Source organism: Xanthobacter luteus, assembly GCF_040049235.1.
GTDB lineage: Bacteria > Pseudomonadota > Alphaproteobacteria > Rhizobiales > Xanthobacteraceae > Xanthobacter.
Map to the genome: position 1 here is coordinate 1,038,432 of NZ_JBDZDO010000001.1, position 21,049 is coordinate 1,059,480.

At 69.4% G+C, this 21,049-nt stretch carries 19 protein-coding genes; 15 read left to right on the top strand and 4 right to left on the bottom strand.

Going from position 1 to position 21,049, the window contains the following annotated elements; all coding sequences use genetic code 11:
- Positions 1-110: 110 nt before the first annotated feature.
- Together ABLE88_RS05030 and ABLE88_RS05035 are read left to right on the top strand one after the other, a co-directional pair.
- The gene (locus ABLE88_RS05030; RefSeq protein WP_348830349.1) at positions 111-617 is read left to right on the top strand and encodes a TRAP transporter small permease subunit; all 507 of its coding nucleotides are present in this window, start codon (positions 111-113) and stop codon (positions 615-617) included.
- Complete coding sequence (locus ABLE88_RS05035; protein WP_348830350.1) at positions 614-1,939, top strand: TRAP transporter large permease; 1,326 nt, start codon at positions 614-616, stop codon at positions 1,937-1,939. Before ABLE88_RS05030 ends, ABLE88_RS05035 begins: the two co-directional genes overlap by 4 nt.
- Before the next feature lie 379 nt (positions 1,940-2,318).
- On the opposite strand, the gene ABLE88_RS05040 is transcribed toward ABLE88_RS05035, so the two are convergent.
- The 3 genes from ABLE88_RS05040 to ABLE88_RS05050 form a co-directional block, all read right to left on the bottom strand.
- Positions 2,319-3,203 (bottom strand): transglutaminase family protein, encoded by an 885-nt coding sequence (locus ABLE88_RS05040; RefSeq protein WP_348830351.1) that lies wholly within the window; start codon positions 3,201-3,203, stop codon positions 2,319-2,321.
- Positions 3,204-3,210: 7 nt separating this feature from the next.
- The gene (locus tag ABLE88_RS05045; RefSeq protein WP_348830352.1) at positions 3,211-5,718 is read right to left on the bottom strand and encodes a circularly permuted type 2 ATP-grasp protein; all 2,508 of its coding nucleotides are present in this window, start codon (positions 5,716-5,718) and stop codon (positions 3,211-3,213) included.
- 485 nt (positions 5,719-6,203) lie between these two features.
- Positions 6,204-7,022 carry an enoyl-CoA hydratase/isomerase family protein gene (locus tag ABLE88_RS05050; RefSeq protein ID WP_348830353.1) on the bottom strand — a complete coding sequence of 273 codons (819 nt, stop codon included), beginning with the start codon at positions 7,020-7,022 and terminating at the stop codon, positions 6,204-6,206.
- Between the two features lie 249 nt (positions 7,023-7,271).
- Here ABLE88_RS05050 and ABLE88_RS05055 point away from each other — a divergent pair, with 249 nt between their 5' ends.
- From ABLE88_RS05055 to ABLE88_RS05115, 13 genes are all read left to right on the top strand, one after another.
- Entirely contained in the window at positions 7,272-7,586 is a 315-nt protein-coding gene (locus ABLE88_RS05055) for a DUF2849 domain-containing protein (protein WP_348830354.1), read from the top strand.
- A gap of 27 nt (positions 7,587-7,613) precedes the next feature.
- Positions 7,614-9,266, top strand: a complete 1,653-nt coding sequence (locus ABLE88_RS05060) for a nitrite/sulfite reductase (protein ID WP_348830355.1) — start codon at positions 7,614-7,616, stop codon at positions 9,264-9,266.
- Positions 9,253-9,762, top strand: a complete 510-nt coding sequence (locus tag ABLE88_RS05065; protein WP_348830356.1) for a DUF934 domain-containing protein — start codon at positions 9,253-9,255, stop codon at positions 9,760-9,762. The genes ABLE88_RS05060 and ABLE88_RS05065 overlap by 14 nt, the downstream gene beginning before the upstream one ends.
- Entirely contained in the window at positions 9,759-10,469 is a 711-nt protein-coding gene (locus tag ABLE88_RS05070; RefSeq protein WP_348830357.1) for a phosphoadenylyl-sulfate reductase, read from the top strand. The genes ABLE88_RS05065 and ABLE88_RS05070 overlap by 4 nt, the downstream gene beginning before the upstream one ends.
- A gap of 181 nt (positions 10,470-10,650) precedes the next feature.
- Complete coding sequence (locus ABLE88_RS05075) at positions 10,651-11,664, top strand: sulfate ABC transporter substrate-binding protein (RefSeq protein ID WP_348830358.1); 1,014 nt, start codon at positions 10,651-10,653, stop codon at positions 11,662-11,664.
- A 182-nt stretch (positions 11,665-11,846) separates the two neighbouring features.
- The gene (gene cysT / locus ABLE88_RS05080) at positions 11,847-12,701 is read left to right on the top strand and encodes a sulfate ABC transporter permease subunit CysT (RefSeq protein ID WP_348830359.1); all 855 of its coding nucleotides are present in this window, start codon (positions 11,847-11,849) and stop codon (positions 12,699-12,701) included.
- Positions 12,698-13,612, top strand: coding sequence for a sulfate ABC transporter permease subunit CysW (gene cysW, locus ABLE88_RS05085; RefSeq protein ID WP_348830360.1), 915 nt, complete (start codon positions 12,698-12,700; stop codon positions 13,610-13,612). Before cysT ends, cysW begins: the two co-directional genes overlap by 4 nt.
- Positions 13,609-14,658, top strand: a complete 1,050-nt coding sequence (locus tag ABLE88_RS05090; RefSeq protein WP_348830361.1) for a sulfate/molybdate ABC transporter ATP-binding protein — start codon at positions 13,609-13,611, stop codon at positions 14,656-14,658. The genes cysW and ABLE88_RS05090 overlap by 4 nt, the downstream gene beginning before the upstream one ends.
- Positions 14,659-14,747: 89 nt before the next feature.
- Positions 14,748-14,939, top strand: coding sequence for a hypothetical protein (locus ABLE88_RS05095; RefSeq protein ID WP_348830362.1), 192 nt, complete (start codon positions 14,748-14,750; stop codon positions 14,937-14,939).
- Between the two features lie 161 nt (positions 14,940-15,100).
- Positions 15,101-16,354 (top strand): efflux RND transporter periplasmic adaptor subunit, encoded by a 1,254-nt coding sequence (locus ABLE88_RS05100; protein ID WP_348830363.1) that lies wholly within the window; start codon positions 15,101-15,103, stop codon positions 16,352-16,354.
- A complete protein-coding gene (locus tag ABLE88_RS05105) occupies positions 16,351-18,348 on the top strand; it encodes a MacB family efflux pump subunit (RefSeq protein ID WP_348830364.1) in 1,998 nt (665 codons plus the stop codon). Before ABLE88_RS05100 ends, ABLE88_RS05105 begins: the two co-directional genes overlap by 4 nt.
- Positions 18,349-18,497: 149 nt before the next feature.
- Complete coding sequence (locus ABLE88_RS05110; protein WP_348830365.1) at positions 18,498-19,301, top strand: hypothetical protein; 804 nt, start codon at positions 18,498-18,500, stop codon at positions 19,299-19,301.
- Positions 19,288-19,803 (top strand): type II toxin-antitoxin system VapC family toxin, encoded by a 516-nt coding sequence (locus ABLE88_RS05115; protein ID WP_348830366.1) that lies wholly within the window; start codon positions 19,288-19,290, stop codon positions 19,801-19,803. The genes ABLE88_RS05110 and ABLE88_RS05115 overlap by 14 nt, the downstream gene beginning before the upstream one ends.
- A 37-nt stretch (positions 19,804-19,840) precedes the next feature.
- Here ABLE88_RS05115 and ABLE88_RS05120 read toward each other — a convergent pair whose 3' ends face one another.
- The gene (locus tag ABLE88_RS05120; protein WP_348830367.1) at positions 19,841-20,776 is read right to left on the bottom strand and encodes a DMT family transporter; all 936 of its coding nucleotides are present in this window, start codon (positions 20,774-20,776) and stop codon (positions 19,841-19,843) included.
- Between the last annotated feature and the right edge of the window lie 273 nt (positions 20,777-21,049).

The following is a 21,049-nucleotide window of genomic DNA, read 5'->3' on the forward strand; positions in this document are numbered from 1 at the left end:
CCGGGCACCACCCCTTCGACACCGAAAGTCCCCTCTCCCGTGCGCGGGAGAGGGCGCGGCGACGGCCGCCAAGGCCGGACCGACCGACGCCCATTGCGAAAGCAGACGCCATGATCCGCCTCTATCTGAAGACCGTGGACACCCTGTCGAAGCTCGCCGGCGTCGCCTCCGGGCTCATGCTGGTGGCCGCCATGCTGGTGATCTGCCAGATGATCTTCCTGCGCTACGTGTTCCGCTCGCCCACCATCTGGCAGACCGATTTCGTCATCTTCTCGGCCACCGCCGCGATCTTTCTCGGCGCGCCCTATGTGCTGCTGACGCGCGGCCATGTGGGGGTGGACGTGATCGAGATCATGGCCCGCCCGCCGGTGCGCCGGGTGCTGGGGCTGATCGGCGCCGTGCTGGGCCTCGCCTTCGCCATCGCCATGACGGTGGCGAGCTTCATCTTCTTCCACGAGGCCTATGTGAACGAGTGGCGCACCTCGTCCGCCGCCGCGATCATCCTGTGGGTGCCGCTGCTGCCGCTGCCCGTCGGCTTCGCGCTCCTCAGCCTGCAATACATCGCCGAGATCCTGCGCCGCCTCGCCGGCACGGACGGCTTCGGAGCCCATCCATGAGCGCGCTCTCCCCCACCACCGCGGGATTCCTCATCGTCGGCACGCTGCTGCTGCTGCTGGCGACCGGCATGCCCATCGCCTTCGCGCTCGGGCTCGCCGCCATCGCCGGCCTGCTGGTGGCGAACGGCATCGGCGTGTTCGACGTCTTGGCCGAGACCATGTTCGCCGGCATCGGCAACCTCGCTTACGTCTCGATCCCCATGTTCGTGCTGATGGGCGCGGCCGTGGCGGCCACGCCGGCGGGCAAGGATCTCTATGAGGCGCTCGACCGCTGGCTCAACCGGGTGCCGGGCGGGCTGGTGCTGTCCAACATCGGCGCCTGCGCCATCTTCGCCGGCATGACCGGGTCGAGCCCAGCCACCTGCGCCGCCATCGGCAAGATGGGCATCCCGGAGATGCTGAAGCGCGGCTATCCCGCGTCGGTCGCCACCGGCTCGATCTGCGCCGGCGGCACGCTCGGCATCCTGATCCCGCCCTCGGTGACCATGATCGTCTACGGCATCGCCACCGAGACCTCCATCGGCCGCCTGTTCCTGGCGGGCGTGATGCCGGGGCTGATGCTCACCGCCATGTTCATGGCGTGGGCTCTGATCGACTGCAAGCGCAAGGGCTTCCGCTTCGACGATAGGGGCACGCGCTTCACCTTCGGCCAGAAGCTCGCGGCGCTGCCCAAGGTCACGCCCTTCATCATCATCATCGTCGGCACGCTCTACGTGCTCTATGGCGGCGTCGCGACGCCGTCCGAGGCGGCGGGCGCGGGCGCCTTCCTGACGCTCGGCGTCGTCATCATCATGTACCGGCTGTTCCGGCCGAGGCCGATCATCGAGATCTTCTCGTCGACCATGCGCGAGAGCATCATGATCATGATGATCATGGCGTCCGCCGAACTGTTCGCGTTCGCCCTGTCCTCGCTGTTCATCACCCAGACGGTGGCCTCCACCATCGCCGGCCTGGAGGTGAACCGCTGGGTGCTGATGGCGATCATCAACGTGTTCCTGCTGGTGGCCGGCATGTTCCTGCCGCCGGTGGCGATCATCGTCATGTCGGCGCCGCTGTTGTTTCCGATCGTGGTGGCGTCGGGCTTCGACCCCTATTGGTTCGCGGTGATCCTCACCATCAACATGGAGATCGGCCTCATCACGCCACCGGTGGGGCTCAACTTGTTCGTGGTCAACGCCATCGCCCCGCAGGTGCCGACCGCGCAGGTGCTGTGGGGCGCGCTGCCCTACGTCATCGCCATGGTGCTCGGCATCTTCATCCTGTGCCTGTTCCCGGAGATCGCCACCTGGCTGCCGGACCAGGTGATGGGGCCGGCGCAATAGGGCGCGGCGACGGGGCGAAGCGCCCGACGGCGGCGGCGGGGAGAGCCGGCGGCCCCCCTGCCCTAACCGCCGTCATGCCCCGGCTCGTCCGGGGCATCCACTTTTCCGCCTGCGCGCGGCCCAAGAACGAAGCGCCGGCCCGGCCGCCGGGTGGATCCCCCGGACGAGCCGGGGGATGACCGTGGCGGCAGCGGCGAACGGGCGCCGAACACCCAAACCGCCGTCATGCTCCGAACTGATCGGAGCATCCATGGCCCCGGCGTGGCGTCTCCGACCGGCGGCCATGGGCCCTCCGGTCGAGCCGGAGGGCGACGGCGTGAGGGAGGGAAGGCGCGGTTCTGAAAGCTGAGCGACGCGGGAGGCTTCGAGATCCGCCCCCTCACCGCTCCACGGGGATCACGTCGACGCCGACGGTGAGGATGTGGTCGCCCGAGGCGACGATGACGCCGTCCACCGGCGCCACGTCGGCATAATCACGGCCGATGGCGAGGATGATGTGGTCGTCGCCCGCCGGGATGGCGTTGGTGGGGTCGAGGCCGATCCACCCCGCCCGCGGGCCGCACCACAGTTCCACCCAGGCATGGGTGGCGTCCGCCCCTTCGAGGCGCGCCTGGCCCTCGGGCGGCACGGTGCGCAGATAGCCCGACACGTAGCGCGCCGGCAGGCCGAGCCCGCGCAGGCCAGCGATCATCACCTGGGCGAAGTCCTGGCACACGCCACGCCGCGCCTCGAACGCCTCGTGGGGCGGCGTGGTGACGATGGTGGAGCCCGGCTGGTAGAGGAACTCGTCCTTGATGCGATGCATCAGCTCCAATCCGGCCTGAAGCACCGGCCGGTCGCCCGGAAAGCTGGTCGCGGCCCAGTCGGTGATCTCACCGTCGAGCGGCACCGCGCGCGAGGCGAACAGGCCGTGGCAGGGGGCGCGGGCGGACAGGTCCGGGATCTCCAGCGCCGCGGCCCGCACCGTGTCGACGCTCGGCGTCTCCTCCGCCTCCGGCAAAGCGGTGGCGGCCACCTCGACGCGGCTGCGGGTGGAGATCTGCAGATGGTCGTGCGGCTGGTCGAGGGTGACCCAGGTGACGCCGTTGCCGAAGAAGTCGATGCCCTGCTCGCGCTCCGCCGGGTCGGGCTGGATCTCCAGCATGTGGGCGATCACGTGCTGGTGCCCGGCGCGGTCCACCGGCGTCATGCGCAGCACCTGCCGCGCCACCCGCACCGGCACGGTGTAGGTGTAGGAGGTGGTCTGGCGGATGTCGTAGAGCATCGGCGCCTCACAGAGCCAAGGTGAGGGTCATCTCCGGGGAATGGCCCTGGAGGAAATAGTGGGCCGAGACCTCGTCGGACAGCTCCATGAGCAGGTCCTCCATGGACTGGAACCAGTCGGGATCGAAGCTCTCGGCGGTGGCGGCCGCCAGCTCCGCCTGCATGCGGGCGACGAGCCGCTCCCAGCGCGGCGGCGGCGCGTCCATGTCGCGGCCCGGCAGCACCTTGAGGTGCGCCGCCATGCGCTCCACCTGGAACGCGACCGAGCGCGGATTGTCGGGGTCGAGCAGCACCAGATCGAGCACCGGCCCGCGCGCCTCCATCATCACGTAGCGCGTGCGGTAGGTGATGCGGCTGTCCGACACCTGGAGCAGCGCGTCGAGCGAGCCGGCGGGCGCGCCCTGCTCGCCGAAGGTGCGGGCGAAGCGCAGCGTGCCGATGGCGCGCTCGGTGCGCCGGCCGAGCTCCAGGAAGCGCCAGCCGGTGAGGCGGTTCATGTTCTCCGAGGCGAGGCCCGAGAAGGCGGCGATGATGCGCAGCGCCGCGTCGGCCCGCTCGTGGGCGTCCGCCTCCGAGGGGGCGGCGGGCACCGGCAGGTTCACGCACGCCTCAAGATCCACCAGCGCCCCCCAGGCATCGGGCGAGAAGCGGTCGCGGATCACGGACGCCGCCGAGCGCGCGGCGAGCACCAGCTGCGGCAGCGCCCCGGGGATGTCGTGGCGGGTGAGCACGGCGATGGCGTAGCGCGCCGGCGTCGCCCGCGCCAGATCGCGCGGCATGGCGCCCCAGGCGCCCAGCAGGCCGAGCAGGCGCGAGACCAGGGGGCTGGTGCCGACGTCGCCGCTCTCGGCGAGCCGGCTCACCAGCACCCGGGCGAGGCGCAGCGTCGCCTCGGCGCGCTCCACGTAGCGGCCGAGCCAGAACAGATTGTCGGCGGCCCGGCTCGGCAGCGTGCCCGAGGAGCGGCGCACCTTCACGTTGGCCGGGCTCGGCAGCAGCGTGGTGTCGGCCACCGCCTGGTCCGAGAGCACCCACACGTCGGCCGAGCGGTCGCCCTTCTGGAGCGAGACCGCGCGCGCGTCGGGCGCCGAGGAGATGCGGCAGAAGCCGCCCGGCATCACCTCCCAGCCGCGCTCGGTGGCGCACAGGAACACGCGCAGCATGAAGGGGCGCGGGGTCAGCTTCTCGCCGGTCCACACCGGCGTGGTGGACAGGCGGGCGATGTCCTGGCCCACCACGTCGGCGCCGCGCCGGGCGAGCACGGTGGACAGGCGCCGCCGGGCGGCGGGCGAGAGGTCGGCGCCGATCACCGAGCCGCCCTCCAGCAGGCCCGGCACCGTCCGGCCGAAGGCCGAGCCGAGCACCAGTTCGTCGAGATGCTCCAGCACCTGGGCGCGCTCGGCCTCCTGGCCGCACCACCAGGTGGCGACGTGCGGCAGCTTCAGCGGGCCGCCGATGAGGCGCTGGGCGAGGCGCGGCAGGAAGGCGAGCAGCGCCGGCGATTCCACCAGCCCCGAGCCGAGCGCGTTGGCGAGCGCCACCCCGCCGCTGCGCGCCGCCTGCACCAGGCCGGGCACGCCGAGGCGCGAGCGGGCGTTGAGCTCCAGCGGGTCGGCGAAATCGGCGTCGAGGCGGCGTAGCAGCACGTCGATGCGGCGCAGGCCGGCAACCGTGCGCACATGGAGCGCGTCGCCGCGCACCGTGAGGTCCTCGCCCTCCACCAGCAGGAAGCCGAGATAGCGGGCGAGCAGCGCGTGCTCGAAATAGGTCTCGTTGAGCGGGCCCGGCGTGAGCAGGCCGATGCGCCCCTCGCCGGTGCGGTCGAGTTTCAGCAGCGAGGTGCGCAGCGCCTGGAAGAAGGCGGCGACCCGGTGCATGCGCAAGGCGCGCGAGACGTCCGGCAGCGCGCGGGTCAAAGCGAGGCGGTTCTCGAGCGCATAGCCGGCGCCCGAGGGCGCCTGGGTGCGGTCGGAGAGCACCCACCAGCGCCCGTCCGGGCCGCGACCCACGTCCGCCGCATAGAGCCGCAGATAGCGCCCGCCCACCGGCTTCACGCCCACCAGCGGGCGCAGGAATTCCGGGCTGCCGGCCACCGCGGCGGCGGGAATGTCGCCCTCCGTCACCAGGCGCGCGGGGCCGTAGAGGTCCTTCAGCACCAGTTCCAGCAGCTCGGCGCGCTGGGTCAGCCCCTGGCAGAGCGCGTCCCAGTCGGCCGAGCCCAGCACCAGGGGCAGGTGGCTGAGCGACCAGGGCCGCTCGTCGCCGCCGGCATCGTCATAGACCCGGTAGAAGACGCCCGAATCCTTGAGGTAGCGGTCGGCGGCGGCGAAGCGGCGGCGCAATTCCTCCGGCCCGAGCTCGGCCAAGGCGGCGAGAAAGGGCACCCAATGGGCGCGCGGACGGCCATCCGCGTCCATCATCTCATCGCGCACGCCCGGCAAGGTCTCGTAGCCGCCGAGCACGCTCTCGACCGCAGCCTTCTCGAACACGTCGCTGCGCTGCTCGGCCCCCGACACGAAATACCCCTTCCCCGCGGCGCACTCCGGCCGGGCGGCCATTATGCCCAAAGGCGAGGGAGATGCACCCGCGCGCTCCGGCAAAGCGCGGCCGGCGCGCGCGGGCGCAGGGGATGGCGCGAGGGGGCGGTGGCGCTGGCGGTGGGGCGGTTCACGCCCGCCGTCGGCCTCCCCATCGAGGAAAGAATTATTCTCAACGATGCGCGAGGGCCACACATGGCGTCCCGCGCCGGCGCGAAGCGACGGACGCGAAAAGGCCGGGCCCGATGGGCCCGGCCTTGCGGAAGACGGAGGCGGTTCAGCCGAACAGGATCGCCGCCAGGATCACCGCATAAGAAAGCGCGAACAGGATGCTGTCGCGCACGAGAGGGGAGGTTCGGGAGGTCATCGGACGTCAGCCGGCGCGATTAAGTTGATCAAACTTATCGAGTTGTCGTGAGTTTGGTCAATAACCAATTATTTGACGTTAATTAAAACGTCCCCGGTCATCCACCCGTGAACTTGGGCGCGCGTTTCTCCACGAAGGCGGCCACGCCCTCGGCGAAGTCGCGCGAGCCGGCGCTGGCGACGAAGGCATCGCGCTCGGCGTGAAGCTGCTCGGACAAAGTGTGGGAGAAGGAGGTGCGCATCAGGTGCTTGATGCGGCCATAAGCGAGGGTCGGGCCGGCGGCGAGGCGGCATGCGAGCGCGTCGGTCTCGGCGGCAAGCTCGGCGGCCGGCACCACCTTGTTCACGAGCCCGAGCCGCAGCGCCTCGGCGGCGTCGATCACGTCGCCCAGCATGGCGAGCTCCAGCGCCTTGCGCAGGCCCACCACGCGCGGCAGCGAGAAGGTGCCGGAGCCGTCCGGCGTGGTGCCGATGCGGGCATAGGCCATGGTGAAGCGCGCATCGTCCGCGGCGATGGCGAGGTCGGCGGCGAGCGCCACCGACAGTCCCGCCCCCGCCACGGCCCCATGCAGGCTGGCGATCACCGGCGCATGCAAGGAAGCAAGCGCGACGATGGCGTGGTGGAACGGCTCGATGATCGCCGCCACCACCTTCGGCGCGTCGCGCCCGGCGGCATGGAAGCGGCCGACGTCGCCGCCCGCGAGGAAGGCCCGGCCCTCCCCCGACAGAACCACCGCCCGCACCGAGGGATCCTTCGCCGTGCGCTCCACCGCGTCCTTGAAGGCGAGGATGGTCGCCTCGTCGATGGCGTTCAGCACCGCCGGCCGGTTGAACCGGATGCGGGCGATGCCGTCCGCGACCGCATACAGGATCGGGGCGGCATCGGCGGATGAGCTGTGGGGCGGACTGTCGGACATGGGCGCTCCTCGACCTCGTTGCCCGGCCGGCGGTGCCGGGCCGAGGCGCCGCAGGCTGCCCGAGGCCGCGGGGCCACACAAGCGGGACGCGGCGATGTGGGCCAAGCGGCGATCCAATTTCACATGTATTAAATGCTAATATTTTCATATTGCGCAGATTGATGATGCGTTTTATTTTATATTCCACGATGAAATGTTGTTTTAACGCCTCCAACCTGTGGTTTGCAGCGCGGTAGCGAGGAGCATCCGATGACCTCTCCCCTCCAGCGCAAGCTGAAGATCGCCGGCCCCACCGTGGTGACCGCGAACCGCCTCGCCGACGGCGCGGTGGTATGGCTCGGCAAGGGCGGGCGCTGGACCGACCGGATCGCCGAGGCCGAGGTCGCGACCACCGCCGACGCCGCGCTGCACCTGCTCGACCTCGCCCATGCCGACGAGCGCGCGGCGGTGGGCGCCTATCCGGCCACGGTCGCCCTCTCGGCGGCGGGGGTGCCGCAGCCCGCGACCCTGCGCGAGCGCATCCGCACCGCGGGCCCTACCGTCACCCTGCCCGGCGCGCTCTGAGCGCGCGGCGACTGATCGGGTTTCCCCATGTATGTCCATGACGAGTTCGACCGCGCCTTCCTCGCCGAGCGGGTGGAGGATTTCCGCGGCCAGGTGGCGCGGCGCCTGTCCGGCGCGCTCAGCGAGGAGGAGTTCAAGCCGCTCCGCCTCATGAACGGCGTCTATCTCCAGCTCCACGCCTACATGCTGCGGGTGTGCATCCCCTACGGCACGCTGTCGGGCACCCAGTTGCGGGCCTTGGCCGCCGTGGCGCGCACGTATGACCGCGGCTATGGCCACTTCACCACGCGCCAGAACATCCAGTTCAACTGGATCAAGCTCGCCGAGCTGCCGGACGCCATGGCCGACCTCGCCAAGGTGGGCATCCACGGCATCCAGACCTCGGGCAACTGCATCCGCAACACCACCACCGACCCCTGGGCCGGCGCCGCCCCCGACGAGATCGAGGACCCGCGCCTTTATGCCGAGATCATCCGCCAGTGGTCGACGCTGCACCCGGAATTCACCTTCCTGCCGCGCAAGTTCAAGATCGCCATCACGGCGGCGACCCACGACCGCGCCGCCATCAAGGTGCACGACGTCGGCCTGCGGCTGCACAGGAAGGACGGCGAGACCGGCTTCGAGGTGATCGTCGGTGGCGGGCTCGGCCGCTCGCCCTTCATCGGCAAGACCATCCGCGACTTCCTGCCGAAGGAGCACCTGCTCTCCTATCTCGAGGCGGTGCTGCGCACCTACAATCTCGAGGGCCGGCGCGACAACATCTACAAGGCCCGCATCAAGATCCAGGTGCACGAGATCGGCCTCGAGGAATTCACCCGCCGCGTCGAGGCGGAGTGGGCGGCGATCCGCGACGGCGCCTTGCGGCTCGACGCCGACGCCATCGACCAGGTGCGCGCCCATTTCGCGACCCCCGACTTCGACCGTCTGGAGGACCGCCCGGCGGTGCTCGCGGCGGCGCTCGAAGAGCCGGACTTCGCCCGCTGGCACGCCAATGCGGTGGCGCCCCACAAGGCGCCGGGGCACGCCATCGTCACCTTGTCGCTGAAGCCGATCGGCGGCCCGCCGGGCGATGCCACGGCGGACCAGATGGACGCCATCGCCGACCTCGCCGAGCTTTACGCTTATGGCGAGGTGCGGGTCGCCCACGAGCAGAACCTCACCTTCCCGCACGTGCGCCAGAAGGACCTGCCGGAGCTGTGGAAGAAGCTCGACGCCATCGGCGTCGCGACCCCGAACGTCGGCCTCGTGAGCGACATCATCTCCTGCCCCGGGCTCGATTACTGCTCGCTCGCCAACACCCGCTCGATCCCGATCGCGCAGGCGATCTCACAGCGCTTCGCCGACCCGGCGCGGGCCGCCGAGATCGGCCGGCTGCACCTCAACATCTCCGGCTGCATCAATGCCTGCGGCCACCACCATGTGGGCCATATCGGCATCCTCGGGGTGGACAAGAAGGACGAGGAATTCTTCCAGATCGCCCTTGGCGGCAAGGGCAATTTCAAGGCCCGCCTGGGCGAGCTGATCGGCCCCGCAATCCCCGAGAGCGAGATCGTCGATGCGGTGGAGCGCATCGTCGACACCTATCTGGAACTGCGCCTTTCCCCGTCCGAGACCTTCATCGCCGCGGTCGAGCGCCTCGGCCCCGACCCGTTCAAGGAGCGCGCCTATGCCCCTCGTTAAGTCCGGCGCCGTCACGGCCGATCCCTTCGTCTTCGTCGCCGACGGCGAGGCGCTGCCCCAGGGGGCGGTGATCGTCTCGGCCGCGCGGCTCCTGTCGGGCGATCCGGCGCTCGCGGCCCATGCCGGCCCGCTCGGCGTCGCCTGGCCCAACGACAAGGATGTCGCGCTTCTGGCGCCGGTCCTGCCGCGCCTCGCGCTGGTGGCGCTCGCCTTCCCGAAGTTCCGCGACGGGCGCGCCTTCAGCCAGGCGCGGCTCTTGCGCGAGCGCCACCGCTTCCGGGGCGAGGTGCGCGCCACCGGCAACGTGCTGCAGGACCAGGTGCTGTTCATGGCGCGCGCGGGCTTCGACGCGTTCGCGCTCGAGAAGGCGAGCGACGCCGCCGCCTTCCGGGAGGCGCTGGCGCGCTACTCGGTGTTCTACCAGCCGACCGGCGACGGCCGCCGCACCGTGCGCGACCTGCGGGCGCGTGCCCAGGAGCTCGAGGCCGCCGAATGAACGCGGTCGACCCCCTCCTGCCGCGCATCGACGCCGCGGCGCTCGACGCGCGTCTGCGCGCGGCCGCGCCCACCGCCATCATCGCCGCGGCGCTCGACGCGTTTCCCGGCCGCGTCGCCGCGGTCTCCTCCTTCGGCACCGAATCGGCGGTGCTGCTGCATCTGATCTCGCTGGTGGACCGGGCGACGCCGGTGCTGTTCCTCGACACCGGCCACCTGTTCCCGGAGACCCTCGCCTATCGCGACGCGCTCGCCGCGCGGCTCGGCCTCACCGGCATCGTCACCTTCGCGCCCGATGCGCGCGACCTGGCCGCGCGCGACCCCGAGAGCGCGCTCTGGGCGGAGAATCCGGACGCCTGCTGCGCCCTGCGCAAGGTGGCGCCGCTCGCCCGCGCGCTCGCCCCCTATGGCGCCTGGATCAACGGCCGCAAGCGCTACCAGGCGGCGACCCGCGCCGAGATCCCGGTGGTGGAGGCGGATGGGGCGCGCGTGAAGTTCAACCCGCTCGCCGGCATGGCCCGGGCCGACCTCGAAGGCTACATGGCCGCGCACGATTTGCCGAAGCATCCTTTGGAGGCGTTCGGCTTCGCCTCGGTAGGCTGCATGCCCTGCACCACCCGCGTGATGCCCGGCGAGGACCCGCGCGCCGGACGCTGGCGGGGCCGCGCCAAGACCGAGTGCGGCATCCATATGGGCGAGGGAATCTGAAGCGCCGCAACGGGTTGCGGACCGGCGGAGGGCCTTGCCGCCCGCCGGTTTTTATTGTCCGATAAGTTATACTTTAATCTATCGATATTATAGAAAATTGCATTGACCCCCCGGGAATCCGATGCCATCGTTTTACTCGATCGGAATAATCGGGGCTGACGACGGCTCCCTAGGAGGTTCCATGACGCACCGTTCCGCGCCCCTATCGGCCCTCTTCGCCGGCGCCGCCCTCGCGCTGGTCTCCGGCGCCGCCCTCGCCGCCGACACGACGCTGCTCAACGTCTCCTACGATCCCACCCGCGAGCTGTATGTGGACGTGAACAAGGCGTTCGCCGCCGAATGGCTGAAGTCGCGCCCCGGCGACACGCTGAAGATCAACCAGTCGCACGGAGGCTCGGGCAAGCAGGCGCGCGCGGTGATCGACGGCCTGGAGGCGGACGTGGTGACGCTGGCGCTCGCCTACGACATCGACGCCATCGCCGAGAAGGGCCTCATCGCCAGGGACTGGCAGAAGCGCCTGCCGGAGAATTCGGCGCCCTACACTTCGACCATCGTGTTCCTGGTGCGCAAGGGCAATCCCAAGAACATCAGGGACTGGGACGACCTGGTGAAACCGGGCGTCAAGATCGTCACGCCGAACCCGAAGACCTCCGGCGGCGCCCGCTGGAACTACCTCGCCGCCTGGGGCTACGCGCTCAGGAAGAACGGCGGCGACGAGACCAAGGCGAAGGACTTCGTCAAGGCGCTGTTCAAGAACGCGCCCGTGCTTGACACCGGCGCCCGCGGCTCCACCGTCACCTTCGTCGAGCGCGGCATCGGCGACGTGCTGCTGGCGTGGGAGAACGAGGCCTATCTCTCGGTGAACGAGCTCGGGCCGGACAAGTTCGACATCGTCACCCCCTCGCTCTCGATCCTGGCCGAACCGCCGGTGACGGTGGTGGACAAGGTGGTGGAGAAGCAGGGCACGCGCGACATCTCCGAGGCGTACCTCAAGTTCCTCTACACTCCCGCCGGCCAGGAGATCGCCGCCAAGCACTATTACCGCCCGCGCGACGAGCAGGTGGCCGCCCGGCACAAGGACACGTTCGCCAAGGTAGACCTGTTCACCATCGACCAGGTGTTCGGCGGCTGGCAGAAGGCGCAGAAGACCCACTTCGCCGACGGCGGCGTGTTCGACCAGATCTATGCGAACTGAGCGTTCCGGCCGCTTCGGCATGACCATCGAGACCCGGTTGGGTTCGGCATCGCGCCCCTCCCCACAAGGGGGAGGGGGTGCGCCACGGCAAGGGCCGGCGATGGCGGACCGCGCCGGCCCCCTGCCGCCCGCACCGTCCGGACGCAGGCACCGATGACCATGCGCGCCCATAAGTCCCGCCCATGACCGCCGCGCCCGCCCGACGCCGCCTCCGGCGCCCGAAGAGCGTGATCCCTGGCTTCGGTATCACCATGGGGCTGACGTTGACCTGGCTCAGCCTCGTCGTGCTGCTGCCGCTCTCCGCGCTGTTCATCAAGACCAGCGAGATCTCGCTGGAGCGCTTCGTCGCCATCGTCACCAGCCCGCGCACCCTGCACGCGCTGCAGATCTCGTTCGGGCTGTCGCTGGCGGCGGCGGCCATCAACCTGGTGTTCGGCGCCGTCGTGGTGTGGGTGCTGGTGCGCTACGACTTCCCGTTCCGCAAGGTGGTGGATGCGCTGATCGACATCCCCTTCGCCCTGCCCACCGCGGTCGCCGGCATCGCGCTGACCGCGCTCTATGCGCCCAATGGCTGGATCGGCTCCCTTTTGGCGCCGCTCGGCATCGCCGTGTCCTTCACCCCGCTCGGCATTCTCGTCGCCCTCGTCTTCATCGGCCTGCCGTTCGTGGTGCGCACGGTGGAGCCGGTGCTCGCCGACCTCGACCGCGAGCTGGAGGAGGCCGCGGCCAGCCTCGGCGCCTCGCGCGGACAGGCGCTGTGGCGCGTGGTGCTGCCCTCCATCTGGCCGGCGCTGCTCACCGGCTTCGCCCTCGCCTTCGCCCGCGCGGTGGGCGAATACGGCTCGGTCATCTTCATCGCCGGCAACCTGCCCGGCGTGTCGGAGATCGCGCCGCTGCTCATCGTCATCCGCCTGGAGGAGTTCCGCTACGCCGACGCCACCGCCATCGCCTGCGTGATGCTGGTGGCGTCCTTCGCGCTGCTGTTCGTCATCAACCGGCTCCAGCGCTGGGCCGAGCAGCGGGGGGCGAACGCATGAGCGGCGCCGTCAGCGGAGCGCACGCCGCCGCCAGCGAGGGCCTGCCCACCGGCGCCGCCCGCGTCGACGCCGCGCGCCGCGCGGCGGGCCGGCCGGTGCACACCGAGCCGGCCGCGGTGCGCATCGCGCTCACTCTGGTGGCGCTCGCTTTCCTCGCCCTGTTCATCGGCCTGCCGCTGGTGGTGGTGTTCGTGGAGGCGCTGAAGCGCGGCCTCGCGGCCTATGCCTCGGCGCTGGCGAACCCGGACGCCCTCGCCGCGATCCGCCTGACGCTGCTGGTCGCCGCCATCTCGGTGGCGGCGAACCTGCTGTTCGGCCTGGTGGCGGCCTGGGCCATCGCCAAGTTCGAGTTCCCCGGCAAGAGCCTGCTCATCACCTTGATCGACCTGCCGTTCTCGGTCTCTCCGGTGGTCGCGGGCCTTGCCTTCGTTCTGCTGTTCGGCGCCCAGGGCCTGTTCGCGGCCCCTCTCGCGGCCTGGGACGTGAAGATCATCTTCGCCGTGCCCGGCATCGTGCTCGCCACCATCTTCGTCACCTTCCCGTTCGTGGCGCGCGAGCTGATCCCGCTGATGCAGGAGCAGGGCACGGCCGAGGAGGAGGCCGCGGTCTCGCTCGGCGCCTCCGGGCTCTCCACCTTCTTCAGGGTGACGCTGCCCAACGTGAAGTGGGCGCTGCTCTACGGCGTGCTGCTCTGCAACGCCCGCGCCATGGGCGAGTTCGGCGCCGTGTCGGTGGTGTCGGGCCACGTGCGCGGGCTCACCAACACCATGCCGCTGCACATCGAGATCCTCTACAACGAGTACCAGTTCGCCGCCTCGTTCGCGGTGGCCTCGCTGCTGGCGCTCCTCGCCCTCGTGACCCTGGTCGCGAAGACCATCCTGGAACACCGGCTCGCCGAGGAAGACACATGACCATCGAGGTCGCAGGCGTCACCAAGCGCTTCAAGAACTTCACCGCGCTCGACCATGTCAGCCTCGCCATCGCCACCGGCGAGCTGGTGGCGCTGCTCGGCCCCTCGGGATCGGGCAAGACCACGCTGCTTCGCATCATCGCCGGGCTCGAATGGCCCGATGCGGGCGAGGTGCGCTTCGACGGCCAGGATGCGCTCGCCCGCTCGGTGCGCGAGCGCAATGTGGGCTTCGTGTTCCAGCATTATGCCCTGTTCCGGCACATGAACGTGTTCGAGAACGTCGCCTTCGGGCTCAGGGTGCGCAAGGGCGCCGACAAGCTGCCCGAGGCCGCCATCCGCGCCAAGGTCGAGGAGTTGCTCTCCCTGGTACAGATCGACTGGCTTGCCGAGCGCTATCCCTCCCAGCTCTCCGGCGGCCAGCGCCAGCGCGTGGCGCTCGCCCGCGCGCTCGCCATCTCGCCCAAGGTGCTGCTGCTGGACGAGCCGTTCGGCGCGCTCGACGCCAAGGTGCGCAAGGAGCTGCGCCGCTGGCTCCGGCACCTGCACGAGGAGCTGCCCGTCACCTCGGTGCTCGTCACCCACGACCAGGAGGAGGCGCTGGAGCTCGCCGACCGGGTGGTGGTGATGGGGCACGGCCGGATCGAGCAGGTGGGCTCGCCCGCCGAGGTCTATGACGCGCCCGCCACCGCCTTCGTGCACGACTTCATCGGCGAGACCGTGGCCCTGCCCGGCGAGGTGCGCGCCGGCGCCCTCTACCATGACGGCCGGCCGCTCGGCCTTGCCGCCGCCGGCGTGCCGGACGGGCCGGCGCGCATCCTCGCCCGGCCGCACCATGTGGACCTCGCCCCGCCGGGCACCGCGCCGTTTTCCGGGCGCGTGCGCGCGCTGCGCGCCTTCGGCCCCACCCGCCGGGCGGACGTGGAGATCGCCGACGGCGCCGGCACGGTGGTGGTGGAGGCGGCGGTGCCGCTCGACCTCGCCATCGAGGCCGGGGCGCTGGTGGGCCTGGTGCCGCGCGCCTACAAGGTGTTCCCCGCCAAGGCATGAGGCGGGCCGGGCCAGATTTCGCCATAGGCCCGTGCTTTGCTTCACCGAATCGGTGTTCCGCCGGCCGATCGAGGTTCGAGGAGAGGTCCGTGCCGCCGCTCGTCATCGCCGCTTTGGGAGTTCTCGGCGCCGCCGCGCTGGTGAAGCTGCTCGCTTCGGAGAGCCGCCGCGTGAACGAGGCGCTGGCGCGCCGCCGCGCCGCCGAGGCGGCGCCGCCGGAGCCGGTGACGCGGCTCGAGCGCGACCCGCAGAGCGGCGCCTATCGTCCCCGCGCAGACTGAGGGGCGCGCACGCACGCCCTCGCCGGCAGGCCCGCGCGGGGTTTAGCGCAGCGGCGCCGCAGGTTACCGCGAATTCACTTCGACGGCCGGCGCGAAACGACTAATCTCGTTTCGGCAACGCACCATCGACGGTTCCAGCTTTCGCTTCTTGCGCGGTATCCATGCTGCAGACGCCACCTCCCGATCCATCCCGCGCCGGCGCGCCCGGCGCCGCGGCGCGCGCGCCGCTCGCCCCCGCCGCCCGGCAGGCGGCGCCGTGGCGCCGGTTCGCCGCGTATGCGCTCGCGGGCGCGCTGCTGGCCGGCGGCGCCTTCTGGTGGAGCCGCGGCGGCGCGGATGGCGCCGCCGCCCCCGCGCTCCAGACCCAGCCCGTGGTGCGCGGCGACATCGAGCAGCAGGTCACCGCGCTCGCGGTGATCGAGCCCAAGACCTATGTGGACGTGGGCACCCAGGTCTCCGGCCTTTTGCGCAAGATCCACGTGAAGATCGGCGACGAGGTGAAGAAGGGCATGCTGCTGGCCGAGATCGACCCCACCGTCTACCAGGCCAAGGTGCTGGGCAACCAGGCGCAGATCGACAATCTCAAGGCCCAGGTCGACCAGCAGACGGCGCAGCTCGAGCTCGACCGGCTGCGCAACGACCGCGCCCAGAAGCTGCTCGCCTCCAAGGCCGGCAGCCAGGACACGGCGGACGCCACCGGCGCCACCGTGCGCATCGGCGAGGCCAAGATCGCCGCCCTCAAGGCGCAGATCAACCAGACCCAGGCGACGCTCGACGGCGACCTCGCCAATCTCGGCTACACCAAGATCTTCGCGCCCATGGACGGCACCGTGGTCTCGATCGACGCGCGCGAGGGCGGCACGCTGAACGCCAACATGACGGCGCCGGTGATCCTGCGCGTCTCCGACCTCGACACCATGCAGGTCAAGGCCCAGGTGGCCGAGGCCGACATCCCCAAGGTGAAGGTGGGCATGGAGGTCTACTTCACCACCCTCGGCATGCCGGACCGCCGGTTCAGCGCCAAGGTGGTGCAGATCCTGCCGACGCCGGAGACCATCAATGACGTGGTGCTCTATTCGGTGCTGATCGACGTGCCCAACACCGAGCGCCTGCTGATGACCTCCATGAGCGCGCAGGTGTTCTTCCGCCTCGGCAGCGCCACCGACGTGCTGGTGGTGCCGGTCTCCGCCGTGCGTCCGCTCGCCCGCGGACGCAGCGGCGAGGACCGCAGCCTCGCCATGGTCCGGGTGATGGAGAACGGCGCGGTGAAGGAGAAGCGCGTGCGCATCGGTCTCGCCAGCCGCACGCTGGTGGAGGTGCGCGAGGGCCTGAAGGAGGGCGACGAGGTGGTGACCAGCACCGACGTCAGCCGCACCGAGCGCGCCATGCGCCCGCCGCCGCCGAGGATGATGTGAGCGCGCCCAGCCCTGCCCCGCTCCTGGATCAAGCCGCGCCGGCGGACGCCGCAACGCCCCTGATCGCCCTCGACCGGGTCGACAAGCTCTACCCCTCGGGCGAGGGCGTGGTGCATGCGCTCGACGACGTCTCGCTCACCATCATGCCGGGCGAGTACGTGGCAATCATGGGCCAGTCGGGCTCGGGCAAGTCGACGCTCATGAACATCCTCGGCTGCCTCGACCGGCCGACGCGCGGCACCTACCGCGTGCTGGGCCGGGACGTTTCGACCCTGTCGCCGGACGCGCTCGCGGCGCTGCGCTCGCGCACCTTCGGCTTCGTGTTCCAGCGCTACAACCTCCTGCCCGCCATCACGGCGGAGGAGAATGTGGAGATCCCCGCCATCTATGCCGGCCGGCCGCGCGCCGAGCGGCGCGAGCGGGCGCGGGCGCTGCTCGCCCGCCTCGGCCTTGCCGACCGGGCCGACCACCGGCCCGCCCAGCTCTCCGGCGGCCAGCAGCAGCGCGTCTCGATCGCCCGCGCGCTCATGAACGAGGCGCCGGTGATCCTCGCCGACGAGCCCACCGGCGCCCTCGACAGCCATTCCGGCGAGCTGATGCTGGCGCTGCTGGGCGAGCTGCACGCCGAGGGGCGCACCGTCATCCTCATCACCCACGACAAGGAGGTGGCGGCCCACGCCGAGCGCATCGTGCGGATCCAGGACGGGCGCATCGTCGCCGACGAGCGCCAGCGGGCGGCGCCGGCCGCGCGCGCCTCCACCTTCGGCGCCGAGCATCTCGACCTCCGGGCCCACAATCCCTTCCTGTCCGACCTCTCCGAGGCGGTGAAGATGGCGTGGCGCTCCATGGCGGGCAACGCCTTCCGCACCGCGCTCACGCTGCTCGGCGTGGTCATCGGGGTGGCGGCGGTGATCGCCATGATGGCCATCGGCCAGGGCTCCAAGCAGGACGTGCTGGACCGCATCGCCTCCATCGGCACCAACCTGCTGATCGTGCGGCCCGGCGCGCCGGGGGTGCGCACCACCGGCGTCAACGCCTCGCTCAAGGAGGAGGACGCCGCCGCCATCGCCGAGGAGATCGACAACATCGTCGCGGTCTCGCCCGAGCGCTTCCTCACCGCGACGCTGCGGGTGGGCAATCTCGACTACGCCACTTTGATCCAGGGCTCGGGGCCCGGCTACACCACGGCGCGCGACTGGGGCATGACCTCGGGCGCCATGTTCACCCAAGCCGATTACGACGCCTACGCGCCGGTGATGGTGCTGGGCGCGACCGTGGCGAAGGTGCTGTTCCCGGGCCAGGACCCGGTGGGGCGCTACGTGCTGGTGCGCAACGTGCCGTTCCAGGTGCTGGGGGTGCTGGCGCCGCGCGGCGCCAATGCGTTCGGCTCGGACCAGGACGATCTGGTGCTGATGCCGCTCTCCACCGGCTTCATCCGCATCTTCGGCCGGCGCTACGTCAATTCCATCACCGTGGCGGTGGCGGACACGAGCCGGGTCGACGAGACCCAGGCGGAGATCACCTCCCTGCTGCGCCGGCGCCACCGGGCCGACGATTTCCAGATCCGCAACACCTCCTCGCTGCTGGACATGGCCACCGCCTCGGCGGACACGCTGACCACCATGCTGGCCTCGGTGGCGGCGATCTCGCTCATCGTCGGCGGCATCGGCGTGATGAACATCATGCTGGTGAGCGTCACCGAGCGCACGCGCGAGATCGGCATCCGCATGGCGACCGGGGCGCGGCGCTCCAACATCATGCTGCAGTTCAACACCGAGGCGCTGGTGGTGTGCGGGGTCGGCGGCCTCGTGGGCGTGGCGCTGGGGCTCGGCGTCACCCGGGGGCTCGAATATCTCGGCGCCACGGTCGCCTATGCGGCGGAGCCGGCGCTGCTCGCCTTCGGCTGCGCCTTCCTCACCGGCCTCGTGTTCGGCTATTTGCCGGCGCGCAAGGCGGCCGGGCTCGACCCGGTGGTGGCGCTCGCCTCCGAGTGAGGCGCGGGCTCAATAACAAGGCCAAATTGGAGAAGACGATCCCACGCTAGCGGCTATCCCGATCAGCAGGTCGGCCGCAAAAGGCTTATGTACCGGCTCTCATTCGTGGGTTAGCATCGGACCAGCCTCTCAGGATTGTGGTGCAATTTATGGGCGACAATGACTGGATCACGCTGATAATCGAGGGGCTGCCTGAGGACGAGGGCAGGGTCCGACTCAGCGCGTTTGTGGCACAATTGCAAAATTTGAACGCAACAATTTCTAAGATTGATAAAGAAGCTAATGGCAAAACGACGACCTATTTGAGAATTGCGGAGCTATCTTATAACAGTCCCGTTAGAGTTGTTTTGGAACCACAACCCCTCCCTAATGCTTCTTATTTCGGCTCCATCTTAATTGGAAATCTGGAAAGACTAACAACAACCATCAACCATGGTGGCGACTTATCTGTCCTGGACGCCGATTTGCTGGAAGATATACGTGGATTGACGCGCCCGGTTGGACGGACAGTCAAGAGTTCCGCTCTTGTTTTTAGAGATCACACCTTCGACCTCACGCCAAAAATTTTAAGTGACGTAGAAAAAGCACTGGCCGTCGATGAAGAATGCCGCGGCTCCATTGAAGGGATGTTGGAGCAAATAAATCTTCACGACGGAGCCAATGTGTTTCATATCTATCCGGACGTCGGGCCACGTAAAGTCATTTGCCATTTTCCAACCCGGCTTCTGGATGATGCTGTCGCAGCCGTCGGCAGGCGGGTCGAAGTGCAGGGAACACTACGCTATCGGGCAGGTGCCTTTTTTCCACATCAAGTATCTGTGGTGGAAATTGAGGCCTTCCCGATAGCATCTGATTTGCCAGATTGGGAGGATTTGCGCGGTCGGGCACCTAACGCAACGGGCGATCTTAGCAGCGAAGCGTTTGTGCGGGAGCTCCGCGATGGCTGGCGCTGAACCCATCTACTATTGGGATACCTGCCTATTTCTGGCTTGGATCAAGGACGAGCAGCGTAAAACTGGAGAAATGGACGGCGTTCGCGAGGTTATAGAACGCTTCAAACGTCGCGAGGTAAAACTAATCACTTCCACGCTGACAACGGTTGAGGTTCTGCAAAGCAGGCTACCGGTTGGCATGGAGCGGCTCTTCAATGATTTTATGAAGCGAATTACGCGCATTGGCATGGACACCAAAGTCGCCGCGATGGCGCACGACATTCGAGACCATTACCAGCGCCATTCAAGTCAATTCGGCGACAAAAAACTTACGACTCCAGATTCCATTCATCTAGCCACTGCCATCATGTACCGAGCCACAGAGTTTCACACATTCGACGACGGCGGGAGCGGCTCCAAGAGTATTGGCCTCCTAGGCCTATCCGGCAACGTTGGTGGGCACAGACTGACAATATGCAAACCTCAGGCAAAAAACCCGCAGTTAGATCTTAGAAAACCGTAGCTCTGAAAATCAGATCTATGAACATGTTTTAAAAGCCTCAGTCCTTGGGCGCGGCGAGGGCGGCGGGCGGGCAGGCGGGCGCCCCGGCCGCGTCCGCGCGGCCGGCGCGGCGGCTGCGTCGGCGCTCGGCATTGATGGAATAGAGCCCCGCCCCCACCACCAGCACCATGCCGAGCGCGGCGAACGGGTCGGGCAAATCGCCGAACACCGTGTAGCCGGAGACGATGGCGCCGAACACCAGGACGTAGCGCAGCGGCGAGATCAGGCTCACCGGCGCGCTGCGGAAGGCGTAGACCAGGGCCAGCGTGCCGAGCGCGAAGGTGAAGGCCGAGGCCGCCAGCTGCGCGACGGTGAGCGCGGACGGCACCCGCCAGGGCTCGAACGGCGCCGACAGCGCGCACACCAGGCCGAGCACCAGGGTGGTGGAGACACCCACCACCGATCCCGGAATCTCCATCGCGATGCCGCGGGTGACGATGTCGCGCAGCGACCCGCTCAAGGCCGCGACCAGCGGCAGCAGCGCCACCCACTGGAACGTCGCCGGATCCGGCCGCATGACGATCACCGCGCCGGTGAAGCCGACGAACACCGCGCACCACTGGGGCAAGCTCACGCGCTCGCCCAGCAGGGGCACCGCGAGCGCCACCGTGATGAGCGGCGCGGAGAGGTAGATGGTGGTGGTGGAGGCGATGGGCATCACCCCCAGTGCGCCGACATAGAGCACGGTGGTCAGGGTATCGAGCCCCGAGCGCGCCAGCACCTGCGGCCGGAAGGCGTGCAGCACCAGCCCCAGCTCCCCCGCGCGCGCCACCAGCGCCAGCAGCAGCACGCCGGCGAACAGCGAGCGCAGCGCCAGGGCCTGGCCCAGCGGCACCTCGTGCATGGTCACCTTGAGCAGCGTGTCGTTGGTGATGAACAGGGCCATGGACACCACCATGGAGACCATGCCCCGGACATGCGACGGGCCGCTCACGGCCGGGCCTCCACGGCGCGCGCGGTCGCGGGCGCGAGGGCGGGCTCGAAGGGCAGAGGACCGATCGCTCTGGGGCGCATGGGATCGCAGGGTGTGGGAGCGCAGAAAGGCATGACGGCCGCCGCTTCCGGCGGGGACCCGGCGGCGCCGGAGCGGCGTTCGCCTCGACCCGTCCCTGAACCGGAAAGGTGAATGGTTTCCTAAGGATCGGCGCTGCACGCAGCAGCCGCCGAGATCATGTACCCGATTTGCGCGCGCCGCGTCCTGCGTGTT

What these genes read in the sequence shown, in the direction of transcription:
- ABLE88_RS05030 (WP_348830349.1), top strand. Translation starts at nt 111, where the DNA reads ATGATCCGCCTCTATCTGAAGACCGTGGACACCCTGTCGAAGCTCGCC.
- ABLE88_RS05035 (WP_348830350.1), top strand. Translation starts at nt 614, where the DNA reads ATGAGCGCGCTCTCCCCCACCACCGCGGGATTCCTCATCGTCGGCACG.
- ABLE88_RS05040 (WP_348830351.1), bottom strand. Translation starts at nt 3,203, where the DNA reads ATGCTCTACGACATCCGCCAGACCACCTCCTACACCTACACCGTGCCG.
- ABLE88_RS05050 (WP_348830353.1), bottom strand. Translation starts at nt 7,022, where the DNA reads ATGTCCGACAGTCCGCCCCACAGCTCATCCGCCGATGCCGCCCCGATC.
- ABLE88_RS05055 (WP_348830354.1), top strand. Translation starts at nt 7,272, where the DNA reads ATGACCTCTCCCCTCCAGCGCAAGCTGAAGATCGCCGGCCCCACCGTG.
- ABLE88_RS05060 (WP_348830355.1), top strand. Translation starts at nt 7,614, where the DNA reads ATGTATGTCCATGACGAGTTCGACCGCGCCTTCCTCGCCGAGCGGGTG.
- ABLE88_RS05065 (WP_348830356.1), top strand. Translation starts at nt 9,253, where the DNA reads ATGCCCCTCGTTAAGTCCGGCGCCGTCACGGCCGATCCCTTCGTCTTC.
- ABLE88_RS05070 (WP_348830357.1), top strand. Translation starts at nt 9,759, where the DNA reads ATGAACGCGGTCGACCCCCTCCTGCCGCGCATCGACGCCGCGGCGCTC.
- ABLE88_RS05075 (WP_348830358.1), top strand. Translation starts at nt 10,651, where the DNA reads ATGACGCACCGTTCCGCGCCCCTATCGGCCCTCTTCGCCGGCGCCGCC.
- cysT (WP_348830359.1), top strand. Translation starts at nt 11,847, where the DNA reads ATGACCGCCGCGCCCGCCCGACGCCGCCTCCGGCGCCCGAAGAGCGTG.
- cysW (WP_348830360.1), top strand. Translation starts at nt 12,698, where the DNA reads ATGAGCGGCGCCGTCAGCGGAGCGCACGCCGCCGCCAGCGAGGGCCTG.
- ABLE88_RS05090 (WP_348830361.1), top strand. Translation starts at nt 13,609, where the DNA reads ATGACCATCGAGGTCGCAGGCGTCACCAAGCGCTTCAAGAACTTCACC.
- ABLE88_RS05100 (WP_348830363.1), top strand. Translation starts at nt 15,101, where the DNA reads ATGCTGCAGACGCCACCTCCCGATCCATCCCGCGCCGGCGCGCCCGGC.
- ABLE88_RS05110 (WP_348830365.1), top strand. Translation starts at nt 18,498, where the DNA reads ATGGGCGACAATGACTGGATCACGCTGATAATCGAGGGGCTGCCTGAG.
- ABLE88_RS05115 (WP_348830366.1), top strand. Translation starts at nt 19,288, where the DNA reads ATGGCTGGCGCTGAACCCATCTACTATTGGGATACCTGCCTATTTCTG.